This is a genomic window from Streptomyces sp. NPDC014861 (assembly GCF_043081625.1).
GTDB lineage: Bacteria > Actinomycetota > Actinomycetes > Streptomycetales > Streptomycetaceae > Streptomyces.
On the sequence record NZ_JBIBWV010000026.1, the window covers coordinates 74,203 to 91,191 of the forward strand.

14 protein-coding genes and 1 pseudogene are annotated in these 16,989 nt (G+C 74.1%); 3 read left to right on the plus strand and 12 right to left on the minus strand.

Features of this window, described 5'->3' with window-relative positions:
* Positions 1 to 38: 38 nt before the first annotated feature.
* The gene (locus ACF1BN_RS32665) at positions 39 to 593 is read left to right on the plus strand and encodes a bacterial proteasome activator family protein (protein ID WP_392335203.1); all 555 of its coding nucleotides are present in this window, start codon (positions 39 to 41) and stop codon (positions 591 to 593) included.
* Between the two features lie 206 nt (positions 594 to 799).
* Here the strand turns inward: ACF1BN_RS32665 and ACF1BN_RS32670 are convergent, their stop codons facing one another.
* The 7 genes and pseudogenes from ACF1BN_RS32670 to pdhA form a co-directional block, all read right to left on the minus strand.
* Positions 800 to 1,780 carry an NAD(P)H-quinone oxidoreductase gene (locus ACF1BN_RS32670; RefSeq protein WP_392335204.1) on the minus strand — a complete coding sequence of 327 codons (981 nt, stop codon included), beginning with the start codon at positions 1,778 to 1,780 and terminating at the stop codon, positions 800 to 802.
* A gap of 64 nt (positions 1,781 to 1,844) precedes the next feature.
* Complete coding sequence (locus ACF1BN_RS32675) at positions 1,845 to 2,936, minus strand: potassium channel family protein (RefSeq protein WP_392335205.1); 1,092 nt, start codon at positions 2,934 to 2,936, stop codon at positions 1,845 to 1,847.
* Positions 2,924 to 4,432, minus strand: a pseudogene (locus ACF1BN_RS32680) (molybdopterin molybdotransferase MoeA); the annotation flags it as partial. The gene ACF1BN_RS32675 and the pseudogene ACF1BN_RS32680, both read right to left, overlap by 13 nt.
* Entirely contained in the window at positions 4,315 to 5,421 is a 1,107-nt protein-coding gene (locus tag ACF1BN_RS32685) for a DUF6457 domain-containing protein (protein WP_392335206.1), read from the minus strand. The pseudogene ACF1BN_RS32680 and the gene ACF1BN_RS32685, both read right to left, overlap by 118 nt.
* A gap of 93 nt (positions 5,422 to 5,514) precedes the next feature.
* Positions 5,515 to 6,978: a dihydrolipoamide acetyltransferase family protein gene (locus ACF1BN_RS32690; protein ID WP_392335207.1), complete on the minus strand. Its 1,464-nt coding sequence runs from the start codon at positions 6,976 to 6,978 to the stop codon at positions 5,515 to 5,517.
* Positions 6,978 to 8,015 carry an alpha-ketoacid dehydrogenase subunit beta gene (locus ACF1BN_RS32695; protein WP_392335208.1) on the minus strand — a complete coding sequence of 346 codons (1,038 nt, stop codon included), beginning with the start codon at positions 8,013 to 8,015 and terminating at the stop codon, positions 6,978 to 6,980. The genes ACF1BN_RS32690 and ACF1BN_RS32695 overlap by 1 nt, the downstream gene beginning before the upstream one ends.
* On the minus strand, positions 8,012 to 9,163 hold the full coding sequence (gene pdhA / locus ACF1BN_RS32700) for a pyruvate dehydrogenase (acetyl-transferring) E1 component subunit alpha (protein ID WP_392335209.1): 1,152 nt from the start codon (positions 9,161 to 9,163) through the stop codon (positions 8,012 to 8,014). Before pdhA ends, ACF1BN_RS32695 begins: the two co-directional genes overlap by 4 nt.
* Positions 9,164 to 9,349: 186 nt before the next feature.
* Here pdhA and ACF1BN_RS32705 point away from each other — a divergent pair, with 186 nt between their 5' ends.
* Positions 9,350 to 9,916, plus strand: coding sequence for an Lrp/AsnC family transcriptional regulator (locus ACF1BN_RS32705; RefSeq protein WP_392335210.1), 567 nt, complete (start codon positions 9,350 to 9,352; stop codon positions 9,914 to 9,916).
* A 271-nt stretch (positions 9,917 to 10,187) separates the two neighbouring features.
* Here ACF1BN_RS32705 and ACF1BN_RS32710 read toward each other — a convergent pair whose 3' ends face one another.
* Both ACF1BN_RS32710 and ACF1BN_RS32715 read right to left on the minus strand, forming a co-directional pair.
* A complete protein-coding gene (locus ACF1BN_RS32710) occupies positions 10,188 to 10,778 on the minus strand; it encodes a TetR/AcrR family transcriptional regulator (RefSeq protein ID WP_392335211.1) in 591 nt (196 codons plus the stop codon).
* A complete protein-coding gene (locus ACF1BN_RS32715; protein WP_392335236.1) occupies positions 10,775 to 12,307 on the minus strand; it encodes a 3-hydroxyacyl-CoA dehydrogenase in 1,533 nt (510 codons plus the stop codon). The genes ACF1BN_RS32710 and ACF1BN_RS32715 overlap by 4 nt, the downstream gene beginning before the upstream one ends.
* A gap of 211 nt (positions 12,308 to 12,518) precedes the next feature.
* On the opposite strand from ACF1BN_RS32715, the gene paaN reads away from it, so the two are divergent.
* Entirely contained in the window at positions 12,519 to 14,216 is a 1,698-nt protein-coding gene (paaN, locus tag ACF1BN_RS32720) for a phenylacetic acid degradation protein PaaN (RefSeq protein ID WP_392335212.1), read from the plus strand.
* Between the two features lie 51 nt (positions 14,217 to 14,267).
* Here paaN and ACF1BN_RS32725 read toward each other — a convergent pair whose 3' ends face one another.
* Genes ACF1BN_RS32725 through ACF1BN_RS32735 form a run of 3 tightly spaced genes read right to left on the minus strand, consistent with a single transcriptional unit; the run spans position 14,268 to position 16,947 of the window.
* The gene (locus ACF1BN_RS32725; protein ID WP_392335213.1) at positions 14,268 to 14,945 is read right to left on the minus strand and encodes a TrmH family RNA methyltransferase; all 678 of its coding nucleotides are present in this window, start codon (positions 14,943 to 14,945) and stop codon (positions 14,268 to 14,270) included.
* Entirely contained in the window at positions 14,942 to 16,255 is a 1,314-nt protein-coding gene (locus tag ACF1BN_RS32730; protein ID WP_392335214.1) for an HTTM domain-containing protein, read from the minus strand. The genes ACF1BN_RS32725 and ACF1BN_RS32730 overlap by 4 nt, the downstream gene beginning before the upstream one ends.
* Positions 16,252 to 16,947 carry a DUF5819 family protein gene (locus ACF1BN_RS32735; RefSeq protein ID WP_392335215.1) on the minus strand — a complete coding sequence of 232 codons (696 nt, stop codon included), beginning with the start codon at positions 16,945 to 16,947 and terminating at the stop codon, positions 16,252 to 16,254. The genes ACF1BN_RS32730 and ACF1BN_RS32735 overlap by 4 nt, the downstream gene beginning before the upstream one ends.
* Positions 16,948 to 16,989: the final 42 nt, after the last annotated feature.

A 16,989-nucleotide genomic window follows, 5' to 3' on the forward strand; every position in this document is an offset into this window, starting at 1 on the left:
CACCTCGTGGTGAAGCGTGTGTGCGAGAGAATGGCGGCATGGAGATGCCGAGGAATGACAGGTCGCAGGAGAGCCCCCAGGTCCTCATCGTGGGACAGGACGGGATGGCTCTCGGCGGCGCCCAGGGCGACGACGAACCCCGCGAGGTCCCGGTGACGGAAATGGTCGAGCAGCCTGCGAAGGTCATGCGGATCGGCAGCATGATCAAGCAGCTTCTGGAGGAAGTTCGGGCGGCACCTCTCGACGAGGCCAGCCGGGTCCGGCTCAAGGAGATCCACGCCAGCTCGGTGAAGGAGCTGGAGGACGGTCTCGCGCCGGAGCTGGTGGAGGAACTGGAGCGGCTGTCCCTGCCGTTCACGGACGAGGCGATCCCCTCCGAGGCGGAACTGAGGATCGCGCAGGCCCAGTTGGTGGGCTGGCTGGAGGGCCTCTTCCACGGCATCCAGACGGCGCTGTTCGCCCAGCAGATGGCGGCCCGCGCCCAACTGGAGCAGATGCGGCGGGCCCTGCCCCCCGGCGCCTCGCACGACGATGACGACGACGAGGGCGGTCGCGGGCACGGCCGCGCGGTCGGGTCGGGCCCGTACCTGTAGGTCCCTCCCCGTACGTGACGGGCCCGGCGCGCGACGAGCGCGCCGGGCCCGTTCCCTTTCTCGTACGTGGCGTGCCCGGCGTGCGCGCCGGGCCCGTTCCTTTTTCGTACGTGGCGTGCCCGGCGTGCGAGCAGGCGCCGGGCCCGGCTCCGTGAGTGCCGGGGGGGCGGGCGCGCCGTGAGCGCGCCGGGCCCCTCCCGTATCGCTCAGGGGGCCAGCAGGAGGACCTTTCCGACGTGCGCGCCGGACTCCAGCACGCGGTGCGCCTCGGCGGCCTCCGGCATCGGCAGCGTCCGGTCGACGACCGGGCGGACCGTGCCGCCCTCGACCAGCGGCCAGACGTGCTCGCGGACGGCCGCGACGATCGCGGCCTTCTCCTGGAGCGGGCGGGCGCGCAGGGTGGTCGCCATGACGGCGGCGCGCTTGGCGAGCAGCGCCCCGAGGTTCAGCTCGCCCTTGACGCCGCCCTGGAGGCCGATGACGACGAGGCGGCCGCTGACGGCGAGGGCCTGGACGTTCCGCTCCAGGTACTTGGCGCCCATGATGTCCAGGATCACGTCCGCGCCCGCCCCGCCGGTCGCCTTGTGGAGCTCCTCGACGAAGTCCTGGGTGCGGTAGTCGATCAGCACGTCCGCGCCGAGCTCGGCGCAGCGGGCGAGCTTCTCCGGGCTGCCCGCGGTGACCACGACCTTCGCGCCGACCGCCTTGGCCAGCTGGATCGCCATCGTGCCGATGCCGCTGGCCCCGCCGTGCACGAGCAGCGTCTCGCCCGGCCGCAGGTGGGCGATCATGAAGACGTTGGACCAGACCGTGCAGGCGACCTCGGGGAGCGCGGCGGCCGTGGCCAGGTCGACGCCCTTCGGGACCGGCAGCAGCTGGCCGGCCGGGACGGCCACCCGCTGGGCGTATCCGCCGCCGACGAGCAGGGCGCAGACCTCGTCGCCGACGGACCAGCCGGAGACGCCCGGGCCGAGCGCGGTGATCCGCCCGGCGCACTCCAGGCCGGGGTGGGGAGAGGTGCCGGGCGGCGGGTTGTAGAAGCCCTGCCGCTGGAGGACGTCGGCGCGGTTGACGGCGCTCGCCACCACCTCGACGAGGACCTCGCCCTCGCCGGGCACGGGATCGGGCACCTCGGCCCAGACGAGGGCCTCGGGACCACCGGGTTCCGGAATCGTGATCGCATGCATGGCGGCGAGGCTACTCCCGCGCCCCGCCGCCCGCGCCTCCGGTCAGGCGGCCGTGGGCGTGCCGTCAGTCGTGCGGCGGCGTGGTGAGCGGGGTGACGGGAGCGGCGCGGACGATGGTGATGACCCGGTCCGTGAGCTGGAGCGGGCTGGCCGAGGGGTCGTCGTAGCCGAGCAGCCGGTGGCCGCGCAGCACGCTCACCACCAGGTCGTCGGTCTCCCGTACGCTCCGGCCCGCCTCCGCCTTGGTCACCGGACGCTCGACCAGGTCGAGGCCTGAGCCCTGCTGGATCAGGTCCTCCATGACGGTGCCGGCGCTGGGGCTGAGCACGGAGAGGCCGAGCAGCCGGCCGGCGGCGGAGGCACTGGTGATGACCGCGTCGGCCCCGGACTGGCGGAGCAGCGGCGCGTTCTCCTCCTCGCGGACGGCGGCGACGATCTTCGCGCCCCGGTTGAGCTGGCGGGCCGTCAGGGTGACCAGTACGGCGGTGTCGTCGCGCTGGGTGGCGATGACGATCTGGCGGGCCCGCTGCACCTCGGCCCGGAGCAGGACGTCGCTGCGGGTGCCGTCGCCGACGACGCCGACGAAGCCGTCGAGGTTGGCCGCCTCGATGACCTTGCCGGAAGGGTCGACGATGACGATCTGGTCCTTGCGGAGTCCGGTGGCGCAGAGGGTCTGGATCGCGGACCGCCCCTTGGTGCCGAAGCCGACGATCACGGTGTGGTCGCGCAAGTTGGACCTCCAGTGCTTCAGCCGGAACTCCTCCCGGGTCCGCTCCGTGAGGACCTCGAGGGTGGTGCCGACCAGGATGATCAGGAAGAGCACGCGCAGGGGCGTGATCACCAGGATGTTGACGAGTCGCGCGGAGTCGCTGAACGGGACGATGTCGCCGTATCCGGTGGTGGAGAGAGTGACGGTCGCGTAGTAGGCGCAGTCGAGGAAGTCAACGGTCTCGTTGGCGTTGTCGTGGTAGCCGTCGCGGTCGACGTAGACGATGAGAATCGTCAGGAACAGGACGCCGAGAGCCATGAGGAGGCGCTGGCCGACCTGGCGCAGCGGGTCCACCTTCGCCCTCGGCAGGTGGATCCGCGCACCGGTGACCTTCTCGTCTGCGTGTCGGGCCATGACGTCACGGCTGGGAAGTTTCACGTGAAACATGCTCCTTGGGCGAGCTGCGTCGCGGTCGGCCAGGGGAGGGCGAGGAGTTCCGGCCGCCGGCCGGGCTCGGCTCCGCCGGGGGGGACGACGGCCATGGCGTCGGCGGCGGCGATGCCCCGCAGCATGGCCGGCCCGTTGTAGCGCAGCGGTACGACGAGCCCGTCCCGGTGGACGACGGGGACGAGGCGGGTGTCGTGCGGGTGCCCCTGGACGGCGTCACGGAGGGCCGGCGCGGGCGCTTCGGCGGCGGCAAGGGTCCCGGTGGGCGCGGGCGGCCGGGGGGCCGGCTCTCCGGCGAGCGCGGCCAGCAGGGGCGCGGCGAGTGTGAGGAGGCCGGAGACGGCGGCGAGCGGGTTGCCCGGCAGGCCGACGAGGTGGCGTGCGGCGTCGAGCCGGGCGAGCAGCATGGGGTGGCCGGGGCGGACCTTCACGCCGTCGACCAGGAGGACGGCTGCCGCCTTGTCGAGCACCCGGTGGACGTGGTCCACGGGCCCGGCGGCGGTGCCGCCGGTGGTGACGACGAGGTCGGCGGCGGAGCTGGTGACGGCCTCGTACAGGGCCTCGGCGTCGTCGCCGATCCGGCGGGTCGCGAGGACCTCGGCGCCGAGCGCCGTCAGCCAGGGCCCGAGCATCGGGCCGAGCGCGTCGCGGATCAGGCCCTCGTGGGGGAGTCCGGCGGCCAGCAGCTCGTCGCCGAGGACGAGGATCTCCACCTGGGGGCGGGGCAGCACCGCGGGCTCGTCGTAGCCGGCGGCGGCCGCGAGGCCGAGCACGGCCGGGCCGACGACGGTCCCGGCGGGCAGCAGCTCGTCACCCGTGCGGCACTCCTGGCCCCGGGGGCGGATGTCCTGCCCGGTGACCACCTCGCGGAGGGGGTGGAGCAGCAGAACCGTTCCGGCCGCTGCCCGGCCGGCGGCCGGGGGAGCTCCTTCGGTACGGGAGTGCTCGGTACCGGAGTACTCGGTACGGGAGTGCTCGGCGCGGACGACGGCGGTCGCGCCGGCGGGGACGCGGGCGCCGGTGGCGATCCGTACCGCCTCTCCGGGGGCGAGGGCGGCGGCCCCGGCGTGCCCGGCGAGGACGGACTCCTCACGGACGGTCCAGGGCCCGGGGCCCGCGACCGCCCAGCCGTCCATGGCGGAGCTGTCGAAGGACGGCAGGTCGGTCAGGGCCCGCAGCGGTTCGGCGAGGGTCCGGCCGAGGGCCTGCCCGAGCGGTACGCGGACGGGCGGGCGGCTCCTCGCCGCCCGGGCCTCGGCTCCGGCGCGGGCGGCGAGGGCGCGCGCCTCGGGCCAGGGGGTGGCGCGGTGGTGCCCGTGCCCCCGCCCGGACGCGGGGACGGGGACAGGGGCGGGGGCGGGGGCGGGTTGTCCGGGGGTCATCCGGCCTCGTCCTGTTCGGCCGCCCATCGCTGGGCGAGGGCGGCGGCCTTGCGGGCGGCCTCGGCGACCGCGTCCGCGGGAGCCGCGCCGTCCTCGGCGGCCTTCGCCGCCGCGTAGCCGACCAGGAAGGTCGTCAGGGGCGCGGCGGGGCGGGCGACGCCGTGGGCGGCGTCACGGGCCAGGTCGAGCAGCACGCCGGTGTCGACGTCCAGGTCGAGGCCCAGTTCGGTCTTGACTGCGGTGATCCATTCGTCCAGCACGGCTCCATGGTCCCTGATGCGGGCCCGGGCCGTGGCGATGTCCTCCCAGGTGTCGCAGTCGAAGGACGCCGACGCCTCTTCGGGACCGGCCGGGACGCGGACGGTGCGGAGTCCGGCGGTGAGGGACCGGAGGGGGAGGCCGTCGAGGCCGTGGTGGGTGCGGCGCAGTTCGTCGAGCGCACGGCGCAGTGGGGCGGCGCGGTGGACGGCGACGAGCGGCTGGTCGCGGCCTTCGGCGTCGGTGAGGAACACGGCCTCGGCGTCCGGCTCGGCGTCGAGCGCGGCGAGGAGGCGGTGGACGGTCGCCTCGCCGAGGAACGGCAGATCGGCGGAGAGCACGAGCACGACCTCGGGCGCGGGAGACGCGGGAGGCGAGGAGGGCCCGGCAGGGGTGGCGGGCGTGACAGGCCCTGCGGGGGTGGCGGGCGCGGGACACGCGGCAGGGGTGGCGGGCACGGGAGGCGTGGAAGGCCAGGCAGGGAGGGCGGGTCCGGCAGGCCCGGCAGGGGTGGCGGGCGCGGAAGGCCCGGAGGGTCCTGCAGGGCCGGCAGCGTCGGTGGCCGTATCGCCCTCGGCTCCGGGGGCGGTCGTGGCGAGGGCCGCCGCTCCGGCGGCCAGCGCGGCCAGCGGACCCGTGCCGGCCGGCTGCTCGCGGGTCCAGTGGACGGGGCGGACGGTCGGGCGCGGGTCGCCGACGACCACGGTCAGACGGGCTCCCGCGCAGGCGGCGAGCACCCGGTCCAGCAGGGCGCGGCCGCCGACCCGTACCCCTGGCTTGTCCACGCCGCCGAGGCGCCGCGCGGCGCCTCCGGCGAGCACGACGGCGTCGTATGCGGTGGTCACCCCAGCAGTATGGTCCGCCGCCGCCCGCCGGTGCCCGGCCGGTCTCCTGATGAGACGGGCCGGGCCCGGTCACGCGGACCGCTCCGGGTGGGTTCAGACCGTGCGGAGCAGCACCGCGGGCTGCTCGACGCAGTCCGCGACGTACCGCAGGAAGCCGCCGGCCGTGCCGCCGTCGCAGACCCGGTGGTCGAAGGTGAGCGAGAGCTGCACCACCTGACGGACGGCCAGTTCGCCCTGGTGGACCCAGGGCTTGGGGATGATTCGGCCGACGCCGAGCATCGCCGCCTCGGGATGGTTGACGATCGGCGTGGAGCCGTCCACCCCGAACACCCCGTAGTTGTTGAGGGTGAAGGTGCCGCCGGTGAGGTCGGCCGGGGTGAGCGTGCCCTGCCGGGCCGACTCGGTGAGCCGGGCGAACTCCTCGGTGAGCGACTCGGCGGTCCGGGTCCCGGCGTCCCTGACCACGGGGACGACGAGTCCGCGCGGGGTCTGGGCGGCGAAGCCGAGGTGCACCTGGGGCAGCCGCACGATCTCGCGGGCGGCCGTGTCCACGGTGGAGTTCAGCTCGGGGAAGCGAGCCAGCGCGTGGGCGCAGATCCGGGCGAGCAGCGCGAGGAGCGAGATCTTCGGCCCTCCCGCCGCGTTCATGGCCGCGCGCGCGGCCATGAGTTCGGTGGCGTCGGCGTCCACCCAGCAGGTCGCGTCAGGGATCTCGGTGCGGCTGCGGGAGAGCTTGTCGGCGACGGCTCCGCGCAGGCCGCGCAGCGGGATCCGCTCACCGGCCGGGGCAGTGCCCACGGCGGGCGCGGGCGCCGCGACGGGCGTCTCCCGCGCGGTGAGGGCCCGCTCGACGTCGGCGCGCAGGATCAGGCCCTCGGGGCCGGAGCCGCGCACCTCGCGCAGGTCGAGGCCCCGGTCGCGGGCCAGCTTCCGCACGAGCGGCGAGATGACCGGGAGCGGTCCCCCGGGCGCTGCCACGGCGACCGCGACCGCCATCGCGGCGGACGTGGCGTGCGCGGCGTGCGCCGGAGCGGTGGCCACCGGCATGGCGGGCGCGGCGGGCGCGCCGGGCATCTGCGCGGCGCCGGCCGTCGCGTTCGGCGCGGGGGCGGGGCCGGCCGTCGCGTTCGGCGTGGGGTGCGCGACGGCCGGAGACTGGGGGCGGATCCGGCGCCTGCGGGCCGCCGGGCCCGCGGTGCCGTAGCCGACGAGCACATTGCCCGAGTACTCCGACGACACCGCGGAGTCGGCGGCAGCGGCGGACTCGGCCTCACGGGCGGGCGCGGCCGTCCCGGCGCCGCCGTCGGCGGAGGCGCCGACGGCGACCGTCAGGAGCGGGGCGCCGACGGGAAGTTCGGTGCCCTCCTCGCCGAAGCGGGCGGTGACCACGCCGCCGTACGGGCAGGGCACCTCGACCATCGCCTTGGCGGTCTCGACCTCGACGACCGGCTGGTCGATCGCGACGACGTCGCCGACGTCCACCAGCCAGCGGACGATCTCGGCCTCGGTGAGTCCCTCACCGAGGTCGGGGAGCTTGAACTCCAGGACCTGTGCCATCAGTTCCCCGCCTCCCACTGGAGCCGCGCGACCGCGTCAAGGACCCGGTCGACGCCCGGCAGGTGGTGCCGCTCCAGCATCGGCGGCGGGTAGGGGAGGTCGAAGCCCGCGACCCGCAGCACCGGGGCCTCCAGGTGGTGGAAGCAGCGCTCGGTGACCCGGGCGGCGATCTCCGCGCCGGGACCCGCGAAGCCGCCGGACTCGTGGACCACGACCGCGCGGCCGGTGCGCCGCACCGAGGCGGCCACGGTCTCGTCGTCGAAGGGCACGAGCGAGCGGAGGTCCACGACCTCCAGGTCCCAGCCCTCGGCCGCGGCGGCCTCGGCGGCCTCCAGGCAGACCGGCAGGGAGGGGCCGTAGGTGATCAGGGTGGCGCTGGTGCCGGCGCGGCGGACGACGGCCTTGCCGATGGGCTCCACGCGCGCGGGTGCCTCGGGCGACCAGTCGGACTTCGCCCAGTAGAGCCGCTTGGGCTCCAGGAAGACGACCGGGTCGTCGGAGGCGATGGCCGCGCGCAGCAGCCCGTAGGCGTCCTCGACGGTCGCCGGGGTGACGACGTGCAGGCCGGGGGTGGCCATGTAGTAGATCTCGGAGGAGTCGCTGTGGTGCTCGACGCCGCCGATCCCGCCGCCGTACGGGACGCGGATGACCATCGGCATCGGCATCGCGCCGCGCGTGCGGTTCCGCATCTTCGCCACGTGCGAGACGAGCTGCTCGAACGCCGGGTAGGCGAACGCGTCGAACTGCATCTCCACCACGGGCCGCAGGCCGTACATGGCCATGCCGACGGCGGTGCCGAGGATGCCCGCCTCGGCCAGCGGCGTGTCGGTGCAGCGGTCCTCGCCGAACTCCTTGGCGAGCCCGTCGGTGACCCGGAAGACCCCGCCGAGGGTGCCGACGTCCTCGCCCATGACGTGGACGGTCGGGTCCTCGGCCATCGCGTCGCGCATGGCGCGCTGGAGCGCCTGCGCCATGGTGGCCGGCTTGGGCCGGCCAGCCGCCTTGGCGGCCGCCGCGCCGGTCGTCGCCGTCGTCATCGGCTCTCGTCCTCCGCATCGAGTTCGGCCCGCAGTTGCGCCGCCTGTTCGCGCAGCTGCGCGGTCTGCTCGGCGTAGACGTGGGTGAAGAGGTCCATCGGGTCGAGCACCGGGTCGGCGTTCATCCGCTCGCGCAGTTCCGCCGCCATGGTCTCCGCGGCCTCGGCCGCGGCCCGGCGGCCCTCCTCGTCGAGCAGGCCGCGCGCGGTCAGCTCCCGCTCCAGCAGGAGCACCGGGTCGTGGGCCCGCCAGGTCTCGACCTCGCCGTCCGCGCGGTAGCGGGTGGCGTCGTCGGCGTTGGTGTGGGCGTCGATCCGGTAGGTGATCGCCTCCACCAGGGTCGGGCCGCCGCCGCGCCGCGCGCGGGTCACGGCCTCGGTGAGGACCTGGTGCACCGCGACCGCGTCGTTGCCGTCCACCAGGCGGCCTGGCATGCCGTAGCCGACGGCCTTGTGGGCGAGCGAGGGGGCGGCGGTCTGCTTGGCGAGCGGCACGGAGATCGCGAAGCCGTTGTTCTGCACGAAGAAGACGACCGGCGCCTGCCAGACGGCGGCGAAGTTCAGCGCCTCGTGGAAGTCGCCCTCGCTGGTGCCGCCGTCGCCGACCATGGCGAGCGCGACCACGTCGTCGCCCTTGAGGCGGGCGGCGTGGGCGAGGCCCACGGCGTGCGGCAGCTGGGTGGCGAGCGGGGTGCACAGCGGCGCGATGCGGTGCTCGCGCGGGTCGTAGCCCGTGTGCCAGTCGCCGCGCAGCAGGGTCAGTGCCTGTACGGGGTCGAGGCCACGGGCGACGGCCGCGAGGGTGTCGCGGTACGACGGGAAGAGCCAGTCCCGCTCCTCCAGGGCGAGGGCGGCGGCGATCTCGCACGCCTCCTGGCCGGTGGTGGAGGGGTAGACGGCGAGCCGGCCCTGCTTGGTCAGGGCGGTCGCCTGGGCGTTGTACCGGCGACCGCGGACCAGCTCCGCGTAGAGCCGGCGCAGCAGCGCGGGATCGGCGTCGGCCACCGCGTCCGTGCCGAGCACGCGCAGCGGCTCGGCGTCGGGCAGCAGCGGGACGGGGTCGGTCCGCGGCCGCCAGGCCGGCGGCGGCGTGGGCCGGTAGGCCGTGTCGGCGAGCGGCTCCTGGACTGTCGAACTGCGCTGTTGCAACGAGTCCACCTCCTCGTGGGAGCGGGCATAAGACCCGAAGGCGGGTGGCGCGGGTGTGGCGCGCCTCACCTACCGATTGTTCGGTCGTGGAGGCATTTTGGCTACAGGCACCTTCAGCCTGTGGACAAACGGTTCTCCACAGCCTGGGATAGAGACAGGTCGTCCACCGGAGAGAGGCGGGGGGACATGGCGGATGAACAAATGGCCGTCGCCCGGGGCGGAGCCCCGGACGAGGCGGCGGCGGACGCCGCGGGCGAGGTGCTGAGCGCTCCCCCGGACACGCCGGCGCACGCCGTCCCGGCACGCCCGCTGGACGCGATAGACCGGGACATCCTGCGACTGCTCCAGACGGACGGCCGTGCCTCGGTGCGGTCCGTGGCCGAGCGGGTGCACGTCTCCCGGGCCAACGCGTACGCCCGGATCAACCGGCTCATCGACGACGGCGTGATCCGCGGCTTCAGCGCCCGGGTCAACCACGAGCGGGCGGGCCACGGCGCCTCCGCCTACATCACGCTCAAGATCGTCCAGAATTCCTGGCGCACTGTCCGCGAACAGCTCAAGGCCCTCCCCGGGGCCGCGCACATCGCGCTGGTCAGCGGCGACTTCGACGTCCTGCTGCTGGTCCACACCCCGGACAACCGGACCCTGCGGGAACTGGTCCTCACCCGCCTCCAGGCGATCCCGGAGGTGCTCTCCACCCGCACCCTGCTCGTCTTCGACGAGATGGACCTGAACGCCGACCCGAGGCCGTAACGCCCGGACGTGCGGAAAGGCCCCCGGACGTGCGGAAAGGGCCCGGACGTGCGAAGAGGGCCCGGACGTGCGAAGAGGGCCCCGGACGGTCTCCGGGGCCCTCTCCCGCGTCTCAGGGCCCTCTCCCGCGCCTCGGGGGGCTCTCCCGCGCCTCGGGGGGCTCTCGGCACTCCTCAAGGGCCCATGGGCGGCACTCGCCGGCCCTTCAGGCCCTGGCGGCCCCTTCCCGGGCCTGAAGGGCCCTCGTCCCCCTTACGCCCTCCGGGCCCCCTCAGCCGGCCTTCCGCAGCCCGTCGAAGGCCAGGTGGGCGACGGTCTCGGCGAGCTGGTCGCGCTCCGCCTGGTCCGGGTGCGGCCGGTACCACTCCACCAGCGAGTTGATCATGCCGAAGAGGAGCCGGGTCGCGAGCCGGATGTCCACGTCGGACCGCAGATCGCCCTCGGCCGCGGCCGCCCCGAGCAGTTCGGCCACCCGGTGGTCGAACTCCCGGCGCCGCTCCATCGCCCACCGCTCGGTCGCGGTGTTGCCCCGGACCCGCAGCAGCAGCGTCACGTACGGCAGCTCGGCTATCAGCACCTCGACCGTCCGCCGGGTCACGTACTCGACCCGCTCCACCGCCCGGCCACGCACCGCGCCCGGCTCCTCGAGGATCGCGAAGAGCCCGTCCAGCGCCCGGCTGACCGCCCGCCGGAGCAGCTCCTCCTTGCCCGCCACGTGGTGGTAGATCGAGGACTTGGAGATCCCGGCCGCCTTGGACAGGTGCTCCATGGACGTGCCGTCGTAACCGCGCTCGTTGAAGACCGTCACCGCGACCGAGAGCAGCGTCTCGGGGGTGTACGTGTCACGTCTGGCCGTGGTCATCGGTCCTCCTCCGCTTCCTCCACCCAGCTGCGGCGCACCAGGCCGGCAGCGGGCGCGTACCGGCCCGTCGGGTACCGCTCGTGGAGCTGGCCCAGCAGGGCGCACACGCGCCGGTACCCCAGTTTCTCCGCCCACTCCAGCGGGCCGACGGGATAGTTCACGCCGAGCCGCATGGCCGTGTCGATGTCCTCCGCGGTGGCGACGCCCCGGTCGACGGCGTCGGCGGCGAGGTCCACCAGCATGGCGACCGTCCGGCCGACGATCATGCCGGGCACGTCGCCGATCACGGAGACCTGTTTGCCGATCGCCTGGAAGAGGCCCACGGCCTCGGCGACCGCCTCGGGGGCGGTGCCTTCCCAGATCGACAGGACGATCCGGGTCGCCGCCGCGTAGTCCAGGGCGAGGTCGAAGAAGGCGATCTCTTCCCCGTGGTGCTCGAAGGAGGAGTCGCCGTCCACGAGGCAGAGCTTCAGGCCCCCGGGCAGCTCGATGAAGCCGCCGCCCCGTTTGCGGCGGACGGCGATGCCCGCCCCTTCGAAGAGCTCCACCAGCTCCGCGGCCGGCCCCAGATCACCGCGGACGGTGATCCGCTCCGGCGCCTTCGCGGGCGGCTCGGTGTCCGGCTCGGGCCGCTCGGCGCCGTCCGCGTACGGGAACCACCCGTGCCCCGACTTCCGGCCCAGCCGCCCCGACTCCACCAGCCGCCGCTGCGCCAGCGACGGCGTGAACTTCGGGTCGTGGAAGAAGGACTCCCACACGGACCGGGTGACGGCCTCGTTGACGTCCTGCCCGATCAGGTCGGTCAGCTCGAAGGGGCCCATCCGGAAGCCGCCGCACTCGCGCAGCGCCGCGTCGATGGTGGCCGGATCGGCGCCACGCTCCTCGTGGACCCGGAAGGCCTCCGCGTAGAAGGGGCGGGCGATCCGATTGACGATGAAGCCCGGGGTGTCGGCGCAGCGCACCGGCGTCTTCCCCCACGCCAGGACCGTCTCGTACGCGCGCGTGGCGGCGGTCTCACCGGTGGCGAAGCCGCGGACGACCTCGACGAGGGGGAGCAGCGGCGCCGGGTTGAAGAAGTGCAGGCCGACGAAGCGGCCGGGCAGCCGCAGCCCTCCTGCGATGGCGGTGACGGAGAGGGAGGAGGTGTTGGTGGCGAGGAGGGCGTCGTCCGCGACCGTCTTCTCCAGGTCGGCGAAGAGCCGCTGCTTGACCGCCAGGTCCTCGACGATCGCCTCGACGACGAGGGCCGCGTCGGCCAGCTCGGCGAGGTCCTCGGCGGCGTGGAGGCGGCCGGCGGCGTCCTTGCGGTCGGCGGCGTCCAGCCGCCCCTTCTCGACGAGCCGGTCCAGCCGGGCGCCGATCGCGGCGACGGCCTCGGCGGCGCGGCCGGGAGCGCTGTCGTAGAGCCGTACGGGATGACCGGCGACCAGCGCCACCTGCGCGATCCCCTGGCCCATGGTGCCGGTGCCGACGACGGCGACCGTCCGGCCCCGCCCGATTCCCTCGCCCGCGGCGCTTGCGTCGTCCATGGTGGCGCTCCCCCTGACGGTCCCGTCGGCCTGCACGGCGGCGCTCGTGTCGGCGCTCATAGGTGTGATCCTCCCCGATGGGTTTTCCACAGGGGCCACGGACCCCGGGTTCTCCACAGGATCGAGAGACCCCCTTGTCCCGACCGATCGTTCGGTTACTCTAACTCCGTACGCGTCTCCCTGCCCAGCTCGACGAGGAGTTGGTCCATCCATGGCCACCGCCCAGCCGACCACCGACGTTCTGGCCGCGAAGCACCGGTCCACGCTCGATCAGGCCCTCGCCACCATCCGCAGTCGCGCCTACTGGTCGCCGTACCCGGAGCACCCGAAGGCGTACGGGGCGGACGGCTCGCTCGACGCCGCCGCCGGCCTCGCCGCCCACCAGGCGGTGCTGAACGGCCGCTTCGACCTCGACCAGCCGGGCACCGACGGCTGGACCGGCGGCGAGATCTCGCCGTACGGCCCCGCGCTGGGCGTCGAGTACCCGCACGCGGACATCGACGTGCTGCTGCCCGCGATGCGCGCCGGGCTGCCCGGCTGGCGCGACGCGGGGCCCGAGGCGCGCGCCCTGGTCTGCCTGGAGATCCTGGCCCGGATCTCCGCCCGCACCCACGAGTTCGCCCACGCGGTCATGCACACCAGCGGCCAGGCGTTCATGATGGCGTTCCAGGCCGGCGGCCCGCACGCCCAGGACCGCGGTCTGGAGGCGGTGGCGTACGCGTACGAGGAGCAGACCCGGACCCCGGCCGGCCGGGCCGCCTGGTCGAAGCCGCAGGGCAAGCGGGACCCGCTGGAGCTGAGCAAGGAGTTCACCCCGGTCGGCCGCGGCGTCGCCCTGGTCATCGGCTGCAACACCTTCCCGACGTGGAACGGCTACCCGGGCCTCTTCGCCTCCCTCGCCACGGGCAACGCGGTCCTGGTGAAGCCGCACCCGCGCGCGGTCCTCCCCCTGGCGCTGACCGTGAAGGTCGCCCGCGAGGTCCTCGCCGAGTCCGGCTTCGACCCGAATCTGGTGGCGCTGGCCACCGAGCGTCCGGGCGAGGGCATCGCCAAGACCCTGGCGGTCCGCCCGGAGATCCGGATCATCGACTACACCGGCTCGACCGCCTTCGGCGACTGGCTGGAGGCCAACGCCCGGCAGGCGCAGGTCTACACGGAGAAGGCCGGCGTCAACACGGTCCTGATCGACTCCACCGACGACTACAAGGGGATGCTGTCCAACCTGGCGTTCTCGCTGTCCCTGTACAGCGGCCAGATGTGCACCACCCCGCAGAACCTGCTGATCCCCCGCGACGGCATCGCCACCGACCAGGGCCCCCGGTCCTACGACGAGGTGGTGGCCGATCTGGCCGGCGCGGTCGGTGGACTCCTCGGCGACGACGCCCGGGCCAACGCCCTGCTCGGCGCCCTGGTCAACCCGGACGTGAAGGCCCGCCTGGAGGCGGCCGCGGGGCTGGGAGAGGTGGCCCTGGCCTCCCGCGAGGTCGCCAACCCGGAGTTCCCGGAGGCGGTCGTCCGCACCCCGGTCATGGTGAAGCTGGACGGCTCCAAGCCGGACGCGGAGGCCGCGTACCTCTCCGAGTGCTTCGGCCCGGTCTCCTTCGCCGTCTCGGTGGACTCCACCGCCGACGGCCTGGAGCTGCTGCGGCGCACCATCCGCGACAAGGGCGCGATGACGGTCGGCGCGTACACGACGTCCGCCGACACGGAGCGGGCCGTGGAGGAGGTCTGCCTGGAGGAGTCCGCGCAGCTCTCGCTCAACCTGACGGGCGGGGTGTACGTGAACCAGACGGCCGCGTTCTCCGACTTCCACGGCTCGGGCGGCAACCCTGCGGCGAACGCCGCGCTGTGCGACGGCGCGTTCGTCTCCAACCGCTTCCGCGTGGTCGAGGTGCGCCGCCAGGCGTGACCCCCGGCCGTCCCGGTGCCGGCTGGATCCGGCACCGGGCGGCTCCCCGGATCAGGGCTCCGGGATCTCCGCGTACCGCTGCACCCACGCGTGCATGGCGATCGCGGCGGCCGCCCCGGCGTTGATCGACCGGGTGGAGCCGAACTGGGCGATCGAGCAGACCGTCCGCACATGGCGGCGGGCCTCCTCGGTCAGCCCGGGTCCCTCCTGCCCGAAGAGCAGCACGCAGCGGCGCGGCAGCACGGTCCGCTCCAGCGGCACCGAGCCCGGCAGGTTGTCGATGCCGATGATCGGCAGGTCCTCGGCCGCCGCCCAGGCGGTGAGCGCCTCGGTGTCGGGGTGGTGCCGCACGTGCTGGTAGCGGTCGGTGACCATGGCGCCGCGCCGGTTCCAGCGCCGCCGCCCCACGATGTGCACCTCCTTGGCCAGGAAGGCGTTGGCGGTCCGCACCACCGATCCGATGTTGAAGTCGTGGCCCCAGTTCTCCACGGCCACGTGGAAGTCGTGCCGTCGGGTGTCCAGGTCGGCGACGATCGCCTCCCGGGTCCAGTACCGGTACTCGTCCACGACGTTGCGCCGGTCGCCCTCGGCCAGCAGTTCGCGGTCGTAGCGCGGGTCCTCGGGCCACGGCCCGGGGTGCGGGCCGACGCCGACCTCGGGGGCGTGACCCTCGTCGTACTGGAGCGGCTCGGCCCCGGCCGGCGGGGGGTGTTCTTCGGTGGTGCTCACCCGACGAGGGTACGGGGAGAGGCCTCCCCGCCCTTCTCCCCGCCCGGCGCCCCTCCACCGCGCGCCCCTTCACCCGGCGTTCCTTCACCCGACTCCCCGGCGGGTCGCTGCGGGGGCAGCTCCGGGGCGGTGGGCCTCCGCCGCAGCAGCCGGTCCCGGCCCCGGGCCACCCGGGCGCCGAGCCACACCAGGAAGACGGTGGGCAGGAAGACGGCGTCGGCCGCGATCATCGCCAGCGAGAAGGCCGGCAGGCCGAGCAGGACCGCGATGCCGGCGTGCTCCAGCATCATCACGACGAGCAGGACGTTCTTCACCTTGCGCTTGAACAGCGTGAAGGGGAAGGCGACCTGCACGATCACGGTGCCGTAGCTGAGCAGCATGACCATGATCCCGCTGGAGGCGAGCAGCTCGGACAGCCCCGGCCAGGGCGTGAAGTAGTTCAGGTGGAGCGGGTAGAAGAGCGCCGTGCCGTCCTGCCAGCGCGAGCCCTGGATCTTGTACCAGCCGGCGGTTGCGTAGATCAGGCAGACCTCGGCCATGAGGACCACGAGCGTCGCGTTGTGGGCGAGGTTCGCAAGGACGTCCAGGAGGACGCGGGGCTCGCCCGGCACGTACTGCTCCACCAGCCACCACAGGCCGTGGCCGAGCCAGAGCACCCACAGCAGCACGTACATCCACCACTCGCCGGTGACCGGGCTGAACCAGGTCGCGGCGACCAGGAACCCGCCGAGGACGACCCAGAGGACCGGCCCCGCGAGCTCCACCCGCTCGGCGGCCGCCGGGCCCGCGGCGGCCTTGCGGGCGGCCCGCCGGGCGTCCAGGGACCACACCTGCCCGCAGCGGATCAGCGTGAGGTAGATCGCGACGAGGTGCACCACGTTGTCGCCGCCGTCGCCGAGGAAGACGGACCGGTTCTGCAGCGACAGCGCGCCGACCATGAAGACGACCGAGACGGCGCGGGTGTGCCAGCCGACGAGCAGCAGCAGGGCGGCCGCCACGGCGAGCCCGTAGACCACCTCGAACCAGAGCCGTCCGTCGGACCACATCAGGACCGTGAAGGCCCGGTTGTCGGCGATCAGCCGGCGCGCCAGATCGAACGACCAGGGGCCGTCGGGGCCGTACATCTCGTGCCGGTGCGGGAACTCCCGCAGCAGGAAGAAGAGCCAGGTCAGCGAGAAGCCGATCCGGACGATCGCGGTCTGGTACGGGCCCAGCGCGCGCGAGGTGACGGTCTGTGCCGCCCGGGCCAGCCTGCGGTCGAGGGGCACGCGCGCCGGAGCCGCGGCCGGTGCGGGGCGGGGGGCGGTCATCGGCTCGTCTCCGTACGGCTGCGGTCGGCGTCGGTGATCTCCCACCACGGCATGACGGTGGTGGAGGGGTCGGTGGAGCGCTTCTCGGTGCTCCAGTGCGGGGCCGCCACCGGCCGGACGACCCGGCGGAGCTGGATCCGCTCCACGGTCCCGCCGACGTCCGCGCGGGCCTCCGGGCCCTCGATGCGGGGCAGCACGATGCGGCGCATGTACGCCTCCGAGAGCCGGCCGCGCATCCCCTTGGGGCGGCCCGCGTCGTCGTGGGCGTTGCCGTACCAGTCGATCGCCCGGCGCAGCAGGTTCTGGTCGGTGTGGCTGGGGAAGACGTTGCCCCGGATGGACTCGATGTCCATCGCGGTGAGGTCGATCCAGCCGGTGGTCCGCCGGGCGCCGGCGGCGTCGGAGACCTCGGCGCGGACCTCGACGGAGACGTTCTGCTGGAGCGGGTTGGGCGCGAAGAGCTTCCAGTTCTGCTCGAACTCGGGATAGATCCAGTCGTCGACGGCCTGTCCGTGCTGCTTGGTGATCGTGTTCGACGGTGCCACGTGCAGGAAGACCATGGACAGGTGCAGACCGGCGAGGACGGCCACGGCGGCGAGCGCCACCGCCGCCACCACCTGGTACGGCATGGACAGCGCCAGGATTCCTCCGGCCGGCCGCCGCTCCCCGCTGCCGTCGATGTGCGCGCTCATCCCACCCCGATCCCGGGCTTCCCCACCCGATCCCGTCCCACC

Excerpts from the sequence above, each read along its gene's own strand:
- ACF1BN_RS32670 (WP_392335204.1), bottom strand. The coding sequence starts at position 1,780 with ATGCATGCGATCACGATTCCGGAACCCGGTGGTCCCGAGGCCCTCGTC.
- ACF1BN_RS32675 (WP_392335205.1), bottom strand. The coding sequence starts at position 2,936 with ATGTTTCACGTGAAACTTCCCAGCCGTGACGTCATGGCCCGACACGCA.
- ACF1BN_RS32665 (WP_392335203.1), top strand. The coding sequence starts at position 39 with ATGGAGATGCCGAGGAATGACAGGTCGCAGGAGAGCCCCCAGGTCCTC.
- ACF1BN_RS32715 (WP_392335236.1), bottom strand. The coding sequence starts at position 12,307 with ATGGACGACGCAAGCGCCGCGGGCGAGGGAATCGGGCGGGGCCGGACG.
- ACF1BN_RS32730 (WP_392335214.1), bottom strand. The coding sequence starts at position 16,255 with ATGACCGCCCCCCGCCCCGCACCGGCCGCGGCTCCGGCGCGCGTGCCC.
- ACF1BN_RS32695 (WP_392335208.1), bottom strand. The coding sequence starts at position 8,015 with ATGACGACGGCGACGACCGGCGCGGCGGCCGCCAAGGCGGCTGGCCGG.
- ACF1BN_RS32690 (WP_392335207.1), bottom strand. The coding sequence starts at position 6,978 with ATGGCACAGGTCCTGGAGTTCAAGCTCCCCGACCTCGGTGAGGGACTC.
- ACF1BN_RS32735 (WP_392335215.1), bottom strand. The coding sequence starts at position 16,947 with ATGAGCGCGCACATCGACGGCAGCGGGGAGCGGCGGCCGGCCGGAGGA.
- ACF1BN_RS32710 (WP_392335211.1), bottom strand. The coding sequence starts at position 10,778 with ATGACCACGGCCAGACGTGACACGTACACCCCCGAGACGCTGCTCTCG.
- paaN (WP_392335212.1), top strand. The coding sequence starts at position 12,519 with ATGGCCACCGCCCAGCCGACCACCGACGTTCTGGCCGCGAAGCACCGG.
- ACF1BN_RS32705 (WP_392335210.1), top strand. The coding sequence starts at position 9,350 with ATGGCGGATGAACAAATGGCCGTCGCCCGGGGCGGAGCCCCGGACGAG.